Raw genomic sequence first — 16,743 nt, forward strand, 5'->3', positions numbered from 1 at the left:
GCTGCCTGAAGCCTATGCAAGAAGAAATTTCATTGGGAATGAACGACTCAGTACAAAGATTGTCGATGCTTGTGGCATACTTCTGAGTGGAGGAACGCGCGGGAGCTTGCAAAATGCTACTCTCCACGGTCGTTGATGGAAAAGACTAATAAACCAGAGATCGTTATCGATCCAAGCTTGAAAAACCTTATGAACACACGTCTTAGTTTGATCGCCGCCTTGATCGCTATCTCGCTGGCAGCTTGTAGCGATGGCAATGCCGATACGGGCGCGCATGAGAAAAAGCAGCCAGTCATCGTCCGGCAACTGTCCAGCCTGGATGTGATCTGGGCTGCGCCAAAGCCGCTTGCCGCGACTTTGCCCTTCACCGGCGCGCTGAATGCGCTGTCCACCAGTTCCTTGGCTTCGGAGGTCGATGCCCGGGTGAGGGATGTCTCTGTGCGCGAAGGCGAGAGGGTTCGCAAAGGGCAGCTTTTGGCGGTGCTGGATACCGAGGTGCTGGGGCAGTCGGTGGAAGAGCAAAGCGCGCAGTTGGACAATACCAAGGCGCGGTTGAAGCTGGCCAAAGTGAAGCTGGACAAGCAGAAGGAACTGCTGGACAAGGGTTTTATTTCCCAGGTCGCGTACGACGAGCTGGAGAGCGATTACCGGGTAAAGGAGGGCGAAGTCCGCGCGCAAGCGTCGCAGTTGGCCAGGGCCAAGCGGCAGTTGAGCGATACCCAGGTGAAAGCGCCGATAGACGGCGTGGTGTATGAGCGCAAGATCAATCCGGGCGAGGTGGCCAACCGCGGCATGAAGTTGTTCTCGCTTGCGGATCTGTCGGTGATGGAAGTGGCGGCGACCGTGCCTGCGCGCGCGGTTGCGCAATTGAAAGAAGGGCAGGAGGCGCGGTTCCGGGTGGATGGAAACCAAGAGCAGATCATCGGCAAAGTGGTCCGCATCAACCCGGTGGCGCAAAGCGGAACCCGCAGTTTCACCTTGTATGTCAGAGTGGATAATCGCGATGGCAGGCTGAAGGCGGGGCAGTTCGTCACCGGCGGCGTGGTGTTGCGCAATATCGATCATCAAATGGTGCTGCCGGTTACCGCTGTTCACGATCTCAATGCGAAGCCCTGGGTGATCGTGGTGCAGCAGGGCAAGCTGGTCAAGCGGCCGGTTGCGGTATTGTTGAACTCGGACAGCGAGCGCCAAGTGGCGGTGAGCGGCGTCTCGGCCGGCGAGCCGGTGCTGGCGGTGGAGTTGCTGGGCGTGAAATTGGGCGATCCGGTGAAGTTGCCGCCGGCCAAGGCATGAGGGGGCGGATATGTGGCTGACGCGAATCAGTATCCGTAATCCTTATTTCGCCGCCGTGCTGATGATCGCGCTGGTGGTGCTGGGCCTGCTGGGCTGGCAGAAGCTGCCGGTCGAGGCCATGCCGGAGGTGCGCGCGCCGTTGTCGTTCATCGATACCTCTTACCCCGGCGCCTCGCCCGAGGTAGTGGAAACCGAGGTGTCGCGCCCGCTGGAAGAGGTGCTGAACACCATTTCCGGCATCAAGGAAATCCGCTCTTATTCTATGGAAGGGCGGTCCACCGTGATCGTCACCTTCCAGTTCTCCGTGGATCCGGACAAGGCCCAGCAGCAAGTGCGGGAGAAGGTCTCCTCCGTGCAGGGCAGTTTCCGCCGCGAGGTCGGCGTGCCCTTCATCTCCGCGGCCGACAACTCCGATGAGGACGCGTTGGTGATAGCGGTGCTCAGCGATGCCAAGTCCATGCGCGCCACCACCTCCTGGGTGAATCAGGTGCTGAAAAAGCGGCTGCAGATGGTGCAGGGCGTGAGCCAGGTTTCCATCTCCGGCGGCGATCAGCGCGAGGTGAGGGTGCGTGTCGACCCGGTGCGCCTGGAGGCGTCCGGTTTGTCTGTGCCGGAGATCGTCAGCGCTTTGAAGGCGGCCAATCGAGATTTTCCGGCCGGTTCGGTGTCAACGGCCAGCCAGGAGTGGTCGGTGCGGGTGGCGGGCAAGCTGCGCAGCGTCGACGACTTCGCCAATCTGGCGGTGGGTTACCGCAATGGCGCGCCGATTCGGCTTTCCGACGTCGCCGAGGTGGATGACGCCGCGGCGGACGCGACTACCTATGCCCTGATCGATGGCAAACCGGGTTTGTCGGTCAGCATCAAATCGGCTCGCGACGCCAATGTCGTGGATGTGGTGGCTGCGGTGAAGGAAACGATGGATGACCTGTCCCGCAGCAGGCCGGCCGGCATCAGCACGCAGTACATGTTCAATCAGGCCGACTATGTGAAGCGCTCGCTGGATACGGTGCAATCGACGCTGATCGAGGGCGTGGCGCTGACGGTGGCCATTGTGTTCCTGTTTCTGGGCAGTTGGCGCAGCACGGTGATTACCGGGCTGACATTGCCTGTGTCGCTGATCGGCACCTTGTTCGCGCTGCATGCCTTGGGCTTCACGCTCAATATCATGACGCTGCTGGCCTTGTGCCTGTCCATCGGCCTGCTGATCGACGACGCCATCGTGGTGCGCGAGAACATCGTGCGCCATGCCGGCCTGGGCAAGGGCCATTATCAGGCGGCGATGGAGGGGACGCAGGAGATAGGCCTGGCGGTGCTCGCCACGACCATGACTGTGGTGGCGGTGTTCCTGCCGGTAGGCTTCATGGACGGCATGATAGGCAAGTACTTCCATCAGTTCGGCATCACCGTGACGGTGGCGGTGCTGATCTCGATGCTGGTCAGCTTTACGCTTGATCCGATGCTGTCGTCGATCTGGCACGACCCCCATCATCATGGCGACAAGCACCGCGGTCCGCTGGGCCGGATGCTGGACTGGTTCGAGTCTTCGCTGGATCGCTTGTCGGAACGCTACGGCGTGGCGATACGCTGGGCCTTGCGCCGCCGCAAGACCGTTCTGGCGCTGGCTTTCGCCATCACGGTGTCCAGCGTGCTGCTGGCGGGCATGGTGGGCGGCGAGATGATTCCAGAGGCGGACGAGGGCAAGTTCTCGCTCAGTTTTGAGACCGAGCCCGGCGCGACGCTGGATTACACCTTGCAAAAAGGCAAGGAACTGCAGCAGGCGCTGAGCGCCTTGCCGGAAATCAAATCCGTCAATATGACGGTGGGGCCTGGCAGCGATTTTGTGGCGGGGCGCAACTCCGGCAATATCACGGTTGATGTCGGCAATATCAAAACCCGCAAGCGCAGCCTGAACGCCATCATCGAGGATGCGCGTCATAAGGTGATGCCGGTCGCCGGGGTGTCCATCAAGTCTTTCGGCAATGATCAGGGCAACGGCAAGCCTATCCGCATCGGCTTGCGCGGCTCGGACTTCAATCAATTGAGCCGAGCGGCGATGATGGTGAAGGAGCGCCTGCAAAGCATCAAAGGCGTGCGCGATATTGAAACCAGCGCGGATAGCGGCGATCCATCGTTGAATCTGGAGCTGAAGCGCGATGCGGCGGCCAATCTGGGCGTGGATCTGGAGCGGGTCGGCAGCACCCTTTCGGTATTGTTCGGCGGCAATGCGGCCACCACCTGGGAGGCTCCGGATGGAGAAAGCTATGATGTGATGCTGCAACTGCCCAAGGATGCCCGCCGGCAAGAGCTGCTGGACGAACTGAAAGTAGCCGGCGTGCCGGCGGCCGACGGTTCGGCCAATATGATTCCCTTGTCGGCGCTGGTGTCGGAAAAGACCGGCCTGAGCCCGCGGGTGATCAAGCGCACCAATATGATGCGCGAGCTGATGGTGATGGCGGCGGTGCAGGGCAAGGACACGCATGCTGTCACTAAGGAAGCGGAGCAGGCGGTGCATCAGCTGCAATTGCCTCCCGGCGTGGAAGTGATTGAGCGCGGCATGCTCAAGGACATGAACGAGATGATGGTCAGCGCCATCACCGCCTTGTTGTTGGGCGTGGCTTTCATCTACATGATTCTGGCGGCGCAGTTCCGCAGCTTCACGCTGCCGGTCAGCATCATGATGGCTTTGCCGCTGTCTTTTGTCGGCGTGTTCATTTCGCTGGCGCTGTGGGGCTCCACCATCAATATGTATTCGGTGATCGGCATCGTGATGCTGATGGGGCTTTCCGCCAAGAACGGCATTCTGTTGATCGACTTCGTCAATCAGGCCAGGCAGGAGGGCATGGAGCGGACCGAGGCCATCGTCAAGGCGGGGATGGTGCGGCTGCGCCCCATCATGATGACCAGCCTGGCGATGATTTTCGGCATGCTGCCCCTGGCCTTGAGCCATGCGGAAGGTTCGGAGGGCACCCGGACCATGGCGCACGCCATCATCGGCGGTCTGGTGACGTCTACCTTGCTGACGCTGCTGGTGGTGCCGGTGGTCTACACCTATCTGGATGGTTTGCGCGCGCGCATTCGCAGGCTGCTGCGCGGCAAGGCTGAGCCGGTCAAGCTGGATCCGGCGCTAGGCAAGTAAGCAATCCGATAAACAAAGGCCCTGGAGTGTTCCAGGGCCTTTTTCATTGGGGCTTATTTATTGGCTGTGTCCCGTCCTGGAATAAGTTGACACTTTTTCGCCGTAACGAAGGAGAGTCACATGGAATCAAGGATTAAACGTACCCAGCAAGACTACAGCCTGGCTTTTAAACTGTCGGTCGTAGAGCAGGTAGAAAAAGGCGAACTGACTTACAAAGAGGCGCAACGCCGCTATGGTATTCAAGGTCGTTCGACGGTGCTGGTATGGTTACGTAAGCACGGTTTGCAGGACTGGAGTGCCCAGCCCTCCCGTAGCGCCCAGGGGATCGCGATGGGGAATCAAGGCAACAAGCCGCTGACGCCAGAACAGCGGATCAAGGAACTGGAAACCCAACTCAAAGAGGCCAATGAGAAGGCGCAGCTATTCGAAGCGATGCTTGAGGTCTTGAAGAAAGACTACGGGGTGCGCGTAGTAAAAAAGCCTTCGGGCAGGTCCTTGCCCAAAGGCTCGTCCAGGGGTTGAGCGTGGGCCGGGCCTGTCGATATGTCCAGCTGAGCCGCCAGGCCTATTACAAGCGCCGCCAAAGCGAAAGCCATCGTGCCGAACGGAATGGCAAAGTGATCGCGTGGGTGAGGGACGTGCGCTTGCGCCAGCCCCGACTGGGAACGCGGAAGCTGCACCATGTGCTGCAATCGCGAATGGCGGAAGCGGGGATCAAGCTGGGACGGGACGGTTTGTTCGATCTGTTGCGTACAGCCCGCCTGCTGGTCGTGCCGCAGCGGGCGTACCATAAGACCACACACAGTCACCATCGCTTTTACCGCCATCCTAATCTGCTCAAGGCCGGGCCGCACCAAGTCGTCCCGACGGGGCCGGAGCAGGTCTGGGTGGCGGATATCACCTACTTGCCGACAGCGCAGCGGTTTGCTTACCTGAGTCTCGTGACTGACGCTTACTCAAGGAAAATTGTTGGGTATCACGTGCATGACAGCCTGCAGGCGGAGGAAGTCAGCGGAGCCCTCAAAATGGCCTTGCGGACGCGACGTTCACGGCAGCCGTTGATTCACCACTCCGATCGCGGCATTCAGTATTGTTCGGCCTACTATCAGCAGATCCACGAACGACACGGGCTGATGTGCTCAATGACGGATGGCTACGATTGCTACCAGAATGCCCTGGCAGAGCGGGTGAACGGCATTCTAAAAGGCGAACTGCTGCTGCATCGCCCAGCCGATTTGCAGCAGGCGAGGAAAATGGTGGAGCAGTCGGTGAGGATCTACAACCAGGAGCGCCCTCACCAGGGCTTGAAATACAAGACGCCCGATGAGGTACATCGGGCGTCTGTCGCGAGCATCTGACCAGCGCATGCGGCGCGCTGGCAGGTGTCAACCTATGTCAGGACTGGACACTGGCGCGACGCAGTCGTTGCCGTCGAAGCTGACCGATATGATGGTGTGGCTTTGCGGATCGGCGACAAAGTTGGTGGTGCAGCTGTAGTGGGTGGAGCCGCCGCCGCTTACGCCCCACGGATAATAAAATCCGCCGCCCTGGATGGGAATCTGTTCATTGTAGGCGCTGCGATAGGTGTAGAGGATATTGCCGTTCGGCATGGTCAATTGTTTGCTGGGGGCGCCCCAGGTGGCCAGCATTTCGTTCACGTCGCGCCCTTGCCAGCGCATCACTTTTTGCGAATAGCCTTGCTGGGTGGCGCAGCCGGCCAGCAGGCCGGCGATGATCAGCAGCGCGCCGAGTCGGGTTTTCATAGCTGCATCCTTTCATTGAATGATTTCGTGGCTGCATCCGTTCCTGTTTGGAGCGGACCGGGCGATGAAGGTTCGATTCGCCATTTCACCATGGCGGAGTCATAATTGCCTGTTTCTTTCAAGATGATGTCAGCCGGCCAGGCTGTCAATCGTTAAGGTTTTAGCCATACATGCTTTATGTTAACGAGCATGGCGTCATGCGGCCGCTTAGAGTCGCGGCGAACCAGTCAGATAAAAGGAGAAATGGCCTATGTGCCTGAGAAAGCCACTTGTTGTGGCGCTGATGGCGTGGGGGAGCGTGTTGTCGCATCCCGCTGCGGCGGAGAAGGTGCTGCACGCGGTGTTCAATGCGCCGGAGACGGGATTCGACCCCGCCAAGGTGGCGGATGTCTATTCCGCCATGGTGATCGAACATATCTATGATCCGCTGTTGACCTTCGACTACCTGGCGCGTCCGGTCAAGGTCAAGCCTAATGTCGTCACCGCGATGCCGACCGTCGGCGACGATGGCAAGACTTACACCTTTCATCTGAAGAAGGGCATTTATTTCGCCCCGGATCCGGCGTTCAAGGGCAAGAAGCGCGAGCTGACCGCCGAGGATTATGTTTACTCCATTAAAAGACTGTCCGATCCCAGCGTGATGTCGCCGCTGTCGGATACCTTCACCGAGAAATTGATAGGCTTGTCCGAGTTGGTGAAGAAGGCCGGCAAGGGCAAGCTGAATTACGATACGCCCATCGAAGGCATTCGCGCCTTGGATCGCTATACCCTGCAGCTGAAGTTCAAGGAACCATTCCCGTCCTTGCCCTACGTGCTGGCCGGCAGCTGGGTGGAGGCGCAGGCGCGCGAGGTGGTCGATGCCTATGGCGACAATACCAATGCGCATCCGGTGGGCACCGGCCCTTATATGCTGAAGGATTGGAAGCCGGGCAATAGCGTCAGCTTGGTGAGAAACCCCAACTTCCGCCATGAAGTCTTCCAGTATGAGTCCGACGGCAATGCCGCCGATCAGAAAATCGCCAAGCAGATGAATGGCAAGCGCTATCCGCAGATTGACCGCATCGAAGTATCGGTCATCCAGGAGGAGCAGCCGACGTGGCTGGCGTTCAAGAACGGCGAAGTGGATTTGCTGAGCGGCAATCCTTCGATTCCGCAGCCCTTGCTGCGCCAGGTTTTGCGGATGGATCCCAAAGACTCCAGCCGGGCCGAGCTGAAGGCCGAGTTGAAGGACGCCGGCGTGCAATTGAGCCGCAGCTTGGAGGAAGGCGTGACGTTCTACGCCTTCAATATGAAAGACCCGGTTGTGGGCGGGTACGGCAAGGACAAGATCGCTTTGCGCCGCGCCATCGCCATGGCTTTCGATAATGATGAAACCATCCGCGACATCCGCCGCAATCAGGCGGTGCGCATGCAATATATCATTCCGCCCAATGTCGCGGGCTACAACCCCAACTTCCGGGCCGGCTATCCTTACAACCCCGCCTTGGCCAATGCCTTGCTCGACCAGTTCGGTTATCGCGTCGGCGCGGACGGTTATCGACATTTGCCTAATGGCAAGCCGCTGGAAGTGGAGTACGTGGCGGGGCCGACTGCGATCGACAAGCAATGGAATGAGTACTGGCAAAAGGCTTTCGATCGCATCAAGGTGCGCGTCAATTTCCGCATCATTCAGTGGAACGAGCAGATCAAGGCCATGCAAGAGTGCAAGTATGGATTGATCGGCGGCGCCTGGAATGCGGACTACCCAGATGGCGACAACTTCATGCAGCTGTTGTACGGCCCGAATACCGGCAATAGCAACTATGCCTGCTATCAGTCTCAGCGTTTTGACGCATTGTATCGCCAGTCGCGGGTGCTGCCGGACGGAGCGGAGCGCAATCGTCTCTACGATCAGATGAACAAAGTCGTAGCCGCCGACACGCCATGGGTGTTCAGCGATATCCGCTATGTGAATGGCGTGGCTCAGCCCTGGGTGAAAGGCTTCAAGACGCACCCTAACTTCAACGCCATCTGGCGGTTCGTGGACGTGCAGAAATAAGCGGCCGCGAGGAGAACATTATGTCCGCATTCATCATCCGCCGGCTGCTGCAAATGATCCCGACCCTGTTCGGGGTGATGCTGCTGGTATTCACCTTGTTCAACCTGGTTGGCGGCGATCCGTCGCTGGTCTTGGCCGGCAAGCACATGTCGCCGGAAGTCCTGGCCAAGATCCGCGTGCAATTGGGGCTAGACAAGAGCCTGCCCGAGCAATTCATGCTGTTTGTCCATCAGGTGCTGACGCTGGATTTCGGCATGTCCTGGTCTACCCAGCAACCGGTGGCCGATGTCATCGGCAGCCGCATCGGCCCCTCGCTGACGCTGACCGGCGCCATTCTGGCGGTGGATCTGCTGCTTGCCATTCCCTTGGCGGCTTTGGTGGCGTATTACCGCGGCGGCCTGACCGATCACATCATCACCATGATTTGCACGGTGGCGATGTCGATCAGCGCGCTGATCTACATCATCGCGGGCCAGTTTTTCATCGGTTTCAAATTGGGCTGGTTTCCGGTGCGAGGCTGGGGCGATTCTTTCTGGGTCAATCTGTTCGTTTACGTGCCGCTGCCGATGCTGATGGGCTTGCTGGTGGCGCTGGGGCCGGATATCCGTTTCTATCGCAGCTTCTTTGTTGAGGAACTGGGACAGGATTATGTCCGCACCGCCCGCGCCAAGGGCCTGTCCGAGCAGCGCGTCATGCTCAAGCATGTGCTGCGCAACGCGCTGATTCCGGTGGTGACCAGCATCATGATGTCCTTGCCGTATTTGCTGCTGGGCGCGCTGGTGTTGGAGAGCTTCTTCGGCATTCCCGGCATGGGCAATGAGGTGATCCAGGCGGTCAACAAGAGCGATTTCCCGGTGATCAAGGCCATCACCATTTATATCGCCATCGCCACCATGGTGTTCAATCTGCTGGGCGATCTGGTTTACAAGTGGATCGATCCGCGGGTTCAACTGAAGTGAGCGGGGGAGAATAATCATGACGACATTGCAAACGACAGCCGCCGTCGCGGCGGCGCCCTCCCGCAGCTTGTGGGGCTTGGGCTGGCAGCGCCTGAAGCGCAATAAGGTGGGTTTCATTTCGCTGTGGGTGGTGGCGGTGTATCTGCTGATCGCCGTCGGCGGCTGGTTCAATCTGGTGGGCGGGCATTGGACCGATGAAATCGGCATGCCTTATGCGCCGCCGAGCTGGGTGCAGGAGTCTGCTGATGATGTTTTGCCGGCATTGGCCGGCGTCAAGGCGGAGTCGGCGGCGCCTATCATTGAGCTGACTCGCGCCGAGGACCCCATAGGCAAGGAGCTGACCGAAGCGGAAAAACATGTGGCGCAATATGCCGACCATACGCCGCCGCGGCTGGAGCGTCTGCCCTTCGGCGGCGATCTGCGTGGTCGCGACGTGATTCAGAAAACGCTGAAAGGCACTTCCACCTCCATCTTCGTCGGCCTGTTCGGCGCCTTGTTTTCGCTGGTGATCGGCTGCCTGCTGGGTGCGGTGTCCGGCTATTTTGGCGGCAAGACCGATGATTTCCTGAACTGGTTCTACAGCGTGTTCACCTCGGTGCCGGACATGCTGCTGCTGCTGTCCTTCGCCGCGGTTTCCGGCCGTGGCATCACCACCATCATCATGGTGATGGCGTTTACCAGCTGGACCGGCACTTACCGCTTGGTGCGGGCCGAGTACCTGAAATTGAAGGGGCGCGAATACGTGCGGGCGGCGGACGCCATCGGCGCCGGCAGCGGCCGCAAGATGTTTGTCCACATCTTGCCCAATATCTCCCACCTGCTGCTGGTGCAGTTTTCCTTGCTGACGGTATCGCTGATCAAATACGAGGCCATTTTGTCGTTTCTGGGCTTCGGCGTCGGCGTGCGCGAAGTCAGCCTAGGTTCGATGCTGGCGGAGTCGCCGACTGAGCTGATCCAGGGCTACTGGTGGCAGATGCTGGCGGTGACTATCGCCATGTCGGTGCTGGTGACGGCGTTCAGCCTGTTGGTGGATGCCTTGCGCGACGCGCTGGATCCGCGCGCGGCCGCGAAGTGAAGCGGGAAGAGGAGAGACCATAAATGAGCAATACCCAACCCCTGCTTTCGGTGCGCAATCTGCGGGTGAGTTTCCGCCAGGAAGGCGGCGGCACCTTTGAGGCGCTCAAGGGCGTCAGCTTCGACATTCCGGCCCACCGCACCGTGGCGCTGGTGGGCGAGTCGGGCTCCGGCAAATCGGTGACGTCGATGGCGGTGATGCGCCTGCTGCCGCCGCAGTCCAGCCTGATCGATCCGGCATCCGAACTGCTGTTTCAGGGCAAGAACCTGCTGGCGATGAGCCCGGCCGAGCTGCGCAAGCTGCGCGGCAAGGATATCGCCATGATTTTCCAGGAGCCGATGAGCTCGCTGAACCCGGTGTTCACCGTCGGCGAGCAGATCGTCGAAACGCTGACCCTGCATGCCGGCCTCAGCCGCGGCGCGGCCAAGAAGCGCGCGGTGGAGCTGCTGACCGAAGTGGGCCTGCCAGAGCCGGAAAAACGGGTGAAGGCCTACCCGCATGAACTGTCCGGCGGCCAGCAGCAGCGGGTGATGATCGCCATCGCCATCGCCTGCGAGCCCAAGCTGTTGATCGCCGACGAGCCGACCACGGCGCTGGATGTCACCATTCAGAAGCAGATCCTGCAATTGATCGCGCAATTGCAGAAGAAGCACGGCATGTCGGTGCTGTTCATCACCCACGATCTGGGCGTGGTGGGCGAGTTCGCCGACGAAGTGATTGTGATGCGCCATGGCGTGATCCGCGAGCAGGGCACGGTCAAGCAGATCTTCGAAGATCCGCAGGACGCCTACACCAAGGCGCTGCTGTCGTGCCGCCCGCACCTGGACCGTAGGCCGGAGCGGCTGGCGGTGATCGACGACTTCCTCAAGCCGGGCGGTTATGTGGAACCCGCCGATCGGAGCCGCGGTTACGCGGCGGACGACGAGTTCATTCTGGACGTGCAGGGCCTGTGCAAGAGCTTCGACATCCGCGAGGGCTTGTTCGGCAAGCGCCAGTTCCACGCGGTGAAGGATGTGTCCTTCAAGCTGGCCAAGGGCAAGACGCTGGGCATCGTCGGCGAATCGGGCTCGGGCAAAACCACCGTGGGGCTGACGCTGGTGCGGCTGCACCAGGCCACGGCCGGCCGCGCGCTGTTCCATGGCAAAGACCTGATCGGCATGAGCGCCAAGGAATTCCACGCGTATAAAAAGCGCATCCAGATCATCTTCCAGAATCCGTATGCGTCCTTGAACCCGCGCTTCACGGTGGAGCAGATCCTGACCGAGCCGATGCTGCTGCACGGCATCGGCCAGAACGCCTCGCAGCGCGCGCAATTGGCGCAAGATTTGCTGGATAAGGTGGGTCTGCCGGCAGGGGCGCTGCACAAGTACCCGCACGAGTTCTCCGGCGGCCAGCGGCAGCGCATCGCGATCGCGCGCTGCCTGACGCTGAAGCCGGAAGTGCTGATCTGCGACGAATCGGTGTCGGCGCTGGACGTGTCGGTGCAGGCGCAGGTGCTGAACCTGCTGCAGGACCTGCAGGACGAGTACAAGCTGTCCTATTTGTTCATCTCGCACGATCTGGCGGTGGTGAAGCACATCTCCGACCAGGTGCTGGTGATGAACAAGGGCCAGGTGGTGGAGCAGGCGGACGCGGACGTGATCTACCGCGAGCCGCAGGACAGCTACACCAAACGGCTGCTGGGCGCGATACCGCAAGGCTGGAACCCGACGCTGGCGCTGGCGTAAGCGGCAGGCCTGACGGGCATCCAGACAAAACCGGCTCCCATTGGGGGCCGGTTTGTTTTTGTCATGATGATAAGAGTTGATCGATAGTTGCGACATGAGAAATTATCATTTAAACAATGAGGCGGAGTAATTTAATTAGAAATTAATCAATATATGAATAAATATATTATTTGCGCTTGTTTGCAAAAAAACAACAATTGGATAGCTGGCGCAATGTGGTTGGTGGAGAGGGGGCGATGAAGGAATTTTCATGTTCGATCAGGTAAATGTCCGACATTGAAACTCAAAGGCTAATTGGCATGATGTGCTCTTGATTTTCATTTTTTAAATCGAATATTTCTTTGGTATGCATGTGGCTTTTCATTATTGCGGATTGTGACGGCGCGTGTTTGCTCGTTGACGACGTATTGGGGAGCTCGCGACACTCATTCGCGATCATCTCAAAGCGATGGTCGGGTAGTTCTGTCATGCCGGCACTTGAACTGGCAGGCGGGACCTGAATGGGTCAAGGAGATTTCCGTGATGAAAAGAAAGCAGTTGGTATCAGCGCTGGCGCTGATCGGGATCGGTGCGCATGTCCATTTGGCTTATGCGGATAGTCAGGGCGAGTTGGAGCGGGTGGAGGTGACCGGTTCCAACATCAAGCGCAGCATCAAGCAGGAAAAAGCGTTGCCGGTAACGGTCGTGCGGACGGAGGAACTGACCAAGCAGGGCTTCACTACGGTCGAGCAGGTGGTCAATTCTTTGGCCACCAATCAGTCCAATGTGGTTGCCGCGGGTTCGGTTCAGTCGGTGAGCGGCGGAGCGGCATTTGCCGGCCTGAGGGGTTTTAATCCCCAGTACACGCTGGTATTGCTGGATGGCCGCAGAGTGGCGAATCAAGCGATTTCTGGCGTGGCTACCGATTTGAACGCCATTCCTTTGAGCGTGATCGAGCGTATCGATATTCTGCGCGATGGGGCATCGGCTTTGTATGGGAGCGATGCCATTGGCGGGGTGATGAACTTCATCACCAAGAAGAGTTATCAGGGGGTGACGATTTCCGGCGAGTTCTCAGCGCCGCAGCATGCTGGCGGCAAGACGGGCAATGCCAGCCTGCTGGGCGGGGTGGGGGATCTGGCGAAAGACGGCTGGAACCTTTATGGCGTTCTGTCTTATCAGAAGAGCAACCGAATCAAGGTAACCGATCGTGAGTTTGCGACTCAAAACCAAAGCTTGAGCAGCATTCCCTATCCAGCGAACTTCCTCTATCAGTCCAAGGGTAATCCTGGCGATGGCAATGTGTATAACGCGGCCATGCCAAATTGCAAACCTCCTTACTCTGTGCCGCTTGATGCGACCCGCTGCGGTGAAAAAACCTGGCTTTGGATGGATTTGACCCCGGATGTCGAGCAGTTCACCGCCGATGCCAAATTCAGCAAGCAATTCGGAGATCACTCGCTGAATGTGCAGTATTTGGGCGCCAGAAATATCAGCACAACGCATATTGGCCCTACGCCAATGAATGGGGTGGCGACACTTACCGCCGGTGTGAATAAATACTTTCCAACGGTATTGTCGGATGGAACTCCTGTGACGCCAGGCGCTACGGCGCTGATCAATCTACGCAGCGATCCACTGGGGCCGCGCATAACCAAGAGCACTTCTGATACCCAGCGCTTGGCTGTTAACTTGGAAGGACTGGTTGCCGGATGGGATTATCGGACCGGGGCGGCTTATTCTTCGAACAAAACCACCATTAATTACAACGGCGGTTATGTCAACAGCGACCTGATCGAGCAGGCGCTGTTGTCTGACAAGATCAATCCGTTTGGAGACTCGCCGGCAGGGGCTTGGCAAAGCGTTGAGCTGAATGGAGATGGCTGGATATCCAAATATGAAACTGCATTGGCTGACTTCAAAGCCAGCAAAGAACTGTTCGCTTTGCCTGCGGGCAACTTGGCTGCAGCTTTCGGCGGCGAAGTCCGTCATGAGAAGCTGAATAGCCAAATCCAGGATTTGGCGCAGTATGCCATTGGCTCAGGCATCGCTGATTCTAAGTCCACGCAGGGCAGCCGAAACATCTCGGCGGTGTTCGCGGAGATGGAGGTTCCCGTTGTGAAGGGCCTGGATCTTCAGCTGGCTGCTCGTTACGACAAGTACAGTGATTTTGGCCATGCATTCAATCCTAAAGTCGCGTTCAAATTCCAGCCGGTGGATCGCGTGCTTTTCCGTGGCTCGGCAAGCCGTGGTTTTCGCGCCCCTTCTTTGTTCGATATCTTTCAGCCAGCGGCTAAAACCTATACCAACGGCAATGACTTGAACGACCCGGTGCGTTGCCCGAATGGAACGCCGGCTAACGGCGGAAATAAAACGGATTGCGGCACCAGCTTTTTCGCGCAGCAAGGCGGCAACAAGAATCTGAAGCCGGAGCGGGCCAGTTCGTTGACCTTGGGCATGGTGTTCGAACCGGTGAAGGAGATCACGACAAGCGTAGACTTCTGGTGGACAACCATTCACCAGGTGATCGATGTATTGGATAACGATCTGATTTTCCAGGATCCTGTCAAATACGCGGACCGTTATGTCCGGGTGAATCCGAATGATCCGTACTCGAAGCTGGATTACGTTTCTACGCCGACAGAGAATTTGGGCAACCTGAGCGCGGCAGGGGTGGATGCGTCCTTCGCTTGGCGTTTGCCCAAGACGCCTTATGGCAACTTCGGCATCACGCTGGACGGCACCTATACCTCCAAGTTCGTTCAGCAGGTTGAGAAGGACGGCATCTACTATTCACGCCTGAGCCAGTGGAACAATGGCTTGCAACCGATCCTGAGGTGGAAGCATAGCCTTGGTTTGAATTGGTCGTCCGGCAGCTGGAGCGCGCTCTTGGCTCAGAACTACATGTCGGGCTACACCGATTACAAGGCGTCTCATAACGTCAAGCCTTACTCGAACTGGAACCTTTCTTCAACCTATGTCTGGCAGAAGAAGCTTTCGGTCACGGCCGGCGTCAAGAATCTGTTTGATCAAGAGCCTCCGTACAGCAATCAGAACAAGTTCTTCCAGAAGGGGTTTGATCCCATTTTGGCGGATCCGGCTGGTCGCGCCTATTTCATGAAAGCATCTTACAAATTCTAGTTTTGGCTATTGTATTAATCGTGAAGGTATAGCATTCTGTCATGGTTGGCGGGCCGGTGGTCCGCCGGCCAGCGGATGAGTTTTGCTCATCTTCATGATGTAATCCGTCGGCAAGTTCGCGGAGCGTGGACCACAAGAAAGCGTAGCAAGCGGCTTGCCGGTTTTGTCGAAGGAATGGGTAACCCATATGACGAGTATCACAGCTAAGGGAGTTGGTGGCCCGCCGCCCCGGCGAAGATTCGCCGGTCTGGCAGGCGTCATCATATTCCACGCGGTGCTGATCTACGCGCTGGTGTCCGGTCTGGCCCAGGGCGTGGTCAAGGTGATCCAGCAGAAAGTGGAGGTTTCGGTTATTTCCGAACCGCCGCCGCCCCCGCCGCCGCCGCCAAAAATCGAGAAAGTGGTGCAGCAGCCTACCGCGCCCAAGCCGCAGGCCTATGTGCCGCCGGTGGTCAATCCGCCGCCGGTCACGCAGTCGCAAAACGCGATCCAGTCGGTGACCGCCGACCCGACCCCGCAGCCGGCTCCGACGCCTGTCCCCGTTGTCGAAGCGCCTAAAGGTCCGGTTTCGGCCAAGGCCAACTGCAGCCATCTGGAGGCTCCGGAGTATCCCGCCAAGGCTCAGGAAGATGAGGTCCAGGGTGTGGTTTCGGTAGTGTTCAGCGTGGGTGCCAGCGGCAAGTTCGACGGCAGCGCCAGCTTCAACTTCTCGGGCGATATTCCCCCGCGTTATCGCAGCAGCTTCAAATCTGCCATTACTGCCGCATTGCAAGGCTACAGCTGCCAGGCCAATGCCCAGCTGAAGCAGGAATTCGGCTTCAAACTCGACTCTGGCTCCTAAGACCAGGGCATCTCAAGACACAAAGGAGCAAATACCATGAGCAAACTGACCCGCGCATTTCTGGGCAAAATTCTGACTGTGGCGGCTGCGATGACTTCGCTGCCGGCACTGGCCGCCGAAGCGGCCGCTCACGCCACGAGCAACCCGTATGGCATCGACGCCCTGTGGGCGCAAGGCGACTTCGTCGCGCGCGGCACCTTGATCATTCTGCTGATCATGTCCGCTTCTACTTGGTATGTAGGCATCGTCAAGGTGCTGGAACAGCGCCGTCTGATCAAGCAAGGCCAGGAACTGCTGGCGCATCATGGCGTGGACCTGCAAAAGGCCGCCAGCGAACTGGCCGATGAAGGCATGTACAGCGCCGTGGCTCAAGCCGGCATCGATGCCGCTTCCGAGCACAAGGGCGAACTGGCTAACCGCGTCGACCTGAATACCTGGGTGGCGATGGCCATCTCCGATGCGGTCGATTCCGCCAGCCACCACATGCAAAACGGCCTGTCCGTTCTGGCTACCGTCGGCTCCACCGCGCCGTTCGTCGGTCTGTTCGGCACCGTTTGGGGTATTTACCACGCGCTGACCGCCATCGGCATTTCCGGCCAGGCTTCCATCGACAAGGTTGCCGGTCCGGTGGGCGAGGCGCTGATCATGACCGCCATCGGTCTGGCCGTAGCCGTGCCGGCCGTGCTGGGTTACAACTGGATCGTCCGCCGCAACAAGCTGGTGCTGGACAATGTCCGCGTCGTATCCGGCCGTCTGCACGCCAGCCTGCTGAACAACCCGACCCGGTAATC

At 58.8% G+C, this 16,743-nt stretch carries 11 protein-coding genes; 10 read left to right on the forward strand and 1 reads right to left on the reverse strand.

All coding sequences use genetic code 11. The annotated features are described in order from the left end of the window. Positions 1-189: 189 nt before the first annotated feature. From NKT35_RS16320 to NKT35_RS16330, 3 genes are all read left to right on the forward strand, one after another. Positions 190-1,293 carry an efflux RND transporter periplasmic adaptor subunit gene (locus NKT35_RS16320; protein WP_254294906.1) on the forward strand — a complete coding sequence of 368 codons (1,104 nt, stop codon included), beginning with the start codon at positions 190-192 and terminating at the stop codon, positions 1,291-1,293. 10 nt (positions 1,294-1,303) lie between these two features. Next, positions 1,304-4,429: an efflux RND transporter permease subunit gene (locus NKT35_RS16325; protein WP_254294908.1), complete on the forward strand. Its 3,126-nt coding sequence runs from the start codon at positions 1,304-1,306 to the stop codon at positions 4,427-4,429. Between the two features lie 120 nt (positions 4,430-4,549). Further along, positions 4,550-5,787 (forward strand): IS3 family transposase gene (locus NKT35_RS16330; RefSeq protein ID WP_254294910.1). Its coding sequence is split into 2 segments (ribosomal slippage): positions 4,550-4,900 and positions 4,903-5,787, totalling 1,236 coding nucleotides; the frame shifts between segments, so codons are not numbered across the junction. 27 nt (positions 5,788-5,814) lie between these two features. Here NKT35_RS16330 and NKT35_RS16335 read toward each other — a convergent pair. After that, on the reverse strand, positions 5,815-6,192 hold the full coding sequence (locus tag NKT35_RS16335; RefSeq protein WP_254294912.1) for a hypothetical protein: 378 nt from the start codon (positions 6,190-6,192) through the stop codon (positions 5,815-5,817). A 250-nt stretch (positions 6,193-6,442) separates the two neighbouring features. Between NKT35_RS16335 and NKT35_RS16340 the strand changes: the two genes are divergently transcribed. From NKT35_RS16340 to NKT35_RS16370, 7 genes are all read left to right on the forward strand, one after another. Further along, complete coding sequence (locus tag NKT35_RS16340; protein ID WP_254294914.1) at positions 6,443-8,230, forward strand: ABC transporter substrate-binding protein; 1,788 nt, start codon at positions 6,443-6,445, stop codon at positions 8,228-8,230. Between the two features lie 20 nt (positions 8,231-8,250). Beyond that, positions 8,251-9,189, forward strand: a complete 939-nt coding sequence (locus NKT35_RS16345; RefSeq protein ID WP_254294916.1) for an ABC transporter permease — start codon at positions 8,251-8,253, stop codon at positions 9,187-9,189. 16 nt (positions 9,190-9,205) lie between these two features. Continuing rightward, positions 9,206-10,264, forward strand: a complete 1,059-nt coding sequence (locus NKT35_RS16350; RefSeq protein ID WP_254294918.1) for an ABC transporter permease — start codon at positions 9,206-9,208, stop codon at positions 10,262-10,264. A 23-nt stretch (positions 10,265-10,287) separates the two neighbouring features. Then, complete coding sequence (locus NKT35_RS16355; protein WP_254294920.1) at positions 10,288-11,991, forward strand: ABC transporter ATP-binding protein; 1,704 nt, start codon at positions 10,288-10,290, stop codon at positions 11,989-11,991. 522 nt (positions 11,992-12,513) lie between these two features. Further along, positions 12,514-15,111, forward strand: a complete 2,598-nt coding sequence (locus tag NKT35_RS16360; RefSeq protein WP_254294922.1) for a TonB-dependent receptor — start codon at positions 12,514-12,516, stop codon at positions 15,109-15,111. Between the two features lie 187 nt (positions 15,112-15,298). Further along, positions 15,299-15,952, forward strand: coding sequence for a hypothetical protein (locus NKT35_RS16365; protein ID WP_254294924.1), 654 nt, complete (start codon positions 15,299-15,301; stop codon positions 15,950-15,952). A 36-nt stretch (positions 15,953-15,988) separates the two neighbouring features. After that, positions 15,989-16,741 carry a MotA/TolQ/ExbB proton channel family protein gene (locus tag NKT35_RS16370; protein WP_254294925.1) on the forward strand — a complete coding sequence of 251 codons (753 nt, stop codon included), beginning with the start codon at positions 15,989-15,991 and terminating at the stop codon, positions 16,739-16,741. Positions 16,742-16,743 lie beyond the last annotated feature (2 nt).

Source organism: Chromobacterium sp. IIBBL 290-4, assembly GCF_024207115.1.
In the GTDB taxonomy this organism is placed as follows: Bacteria; Pseudomonadota; Gammaproteobacteria; order Burkholderiales; family Chromobacteriaceae; genus Chromobacterium.

Excerpts from the sequence above, each read along its gene's own strand:
- NKT35_RS16355 (WP_254294920.1), top strand. The coding sequence starts at position 10,288 with ATGAGCAATACCCAACCCCTGCTTTCGGTGCGCAATCTGCGGGTGAGT.
- NKT35_RS16365 (WP_254294924.1), top strand. The coding sequence starts at position 15,299 with ATGACGAGTATCACAGCTAAGGGAGTTGGTGGCCCGCCGCCCCGGCGA.
- NKT35_RS16340 (WP_254294914.1), top strand. The coding sequence starts at position 6,443 with ATGTGCCTGAGAAAGCCACTTGTTGTGGCGCTGATGGCGTGGGGGAGC.
- NKT35_RS16370 (WP_254294925.1), top strand. The coding sequence starts at position 15,989 with ATGAGCAAACTGACCCGCGCATTTCTGGGCAAAATTCTGACTGTGGCG.
- NKT35_RS16335 (WP_254294912.1), bottom strand. The coding sequence starts at position 6,192 with ATGAAAACCCGACTCGGCGCGCTGCTGATCATCGCCGGCCTGCTGGCC.
- NKT35_RS16350 (WP_254294918.1), top strand. The coding sequence starts at position 9,206 with ATGACGACATTGCAAACGACAGCCGCCGTCGCGGCGGCGCCCTCCCGC.
- NKT35_RS16345 (WP_254294916.1), top strand. The coding sequence starts at position 8,251 with ATGTCCGCATTCATCATCCGCCGGCTGCTGCAAATGATCCCGACCCTG.
- NKT35_RS16320 (WP_254294906.1), top strand. The coding sequence starts at position 190 with ATGAACACACGTCTTAGTTTGATCGCCGCCTTGATCGCTATCTCGCTG.
- NKT35_RS16360 (WP_254294922.1), top strand. The coding sequence starts at position 12,514 with ATGAAAAGAAAGCAGTTGGTATCAGCGCTGGCGCTGATCGGGATCGGT.
- NKT35_RS16325 (WP_254294908.1), top strand. The coding sequence starts at position 1,304 with ATGTGGCTGACGCGAATCAGTATCCGTAATCCTTATTTCGCCGCCGTG.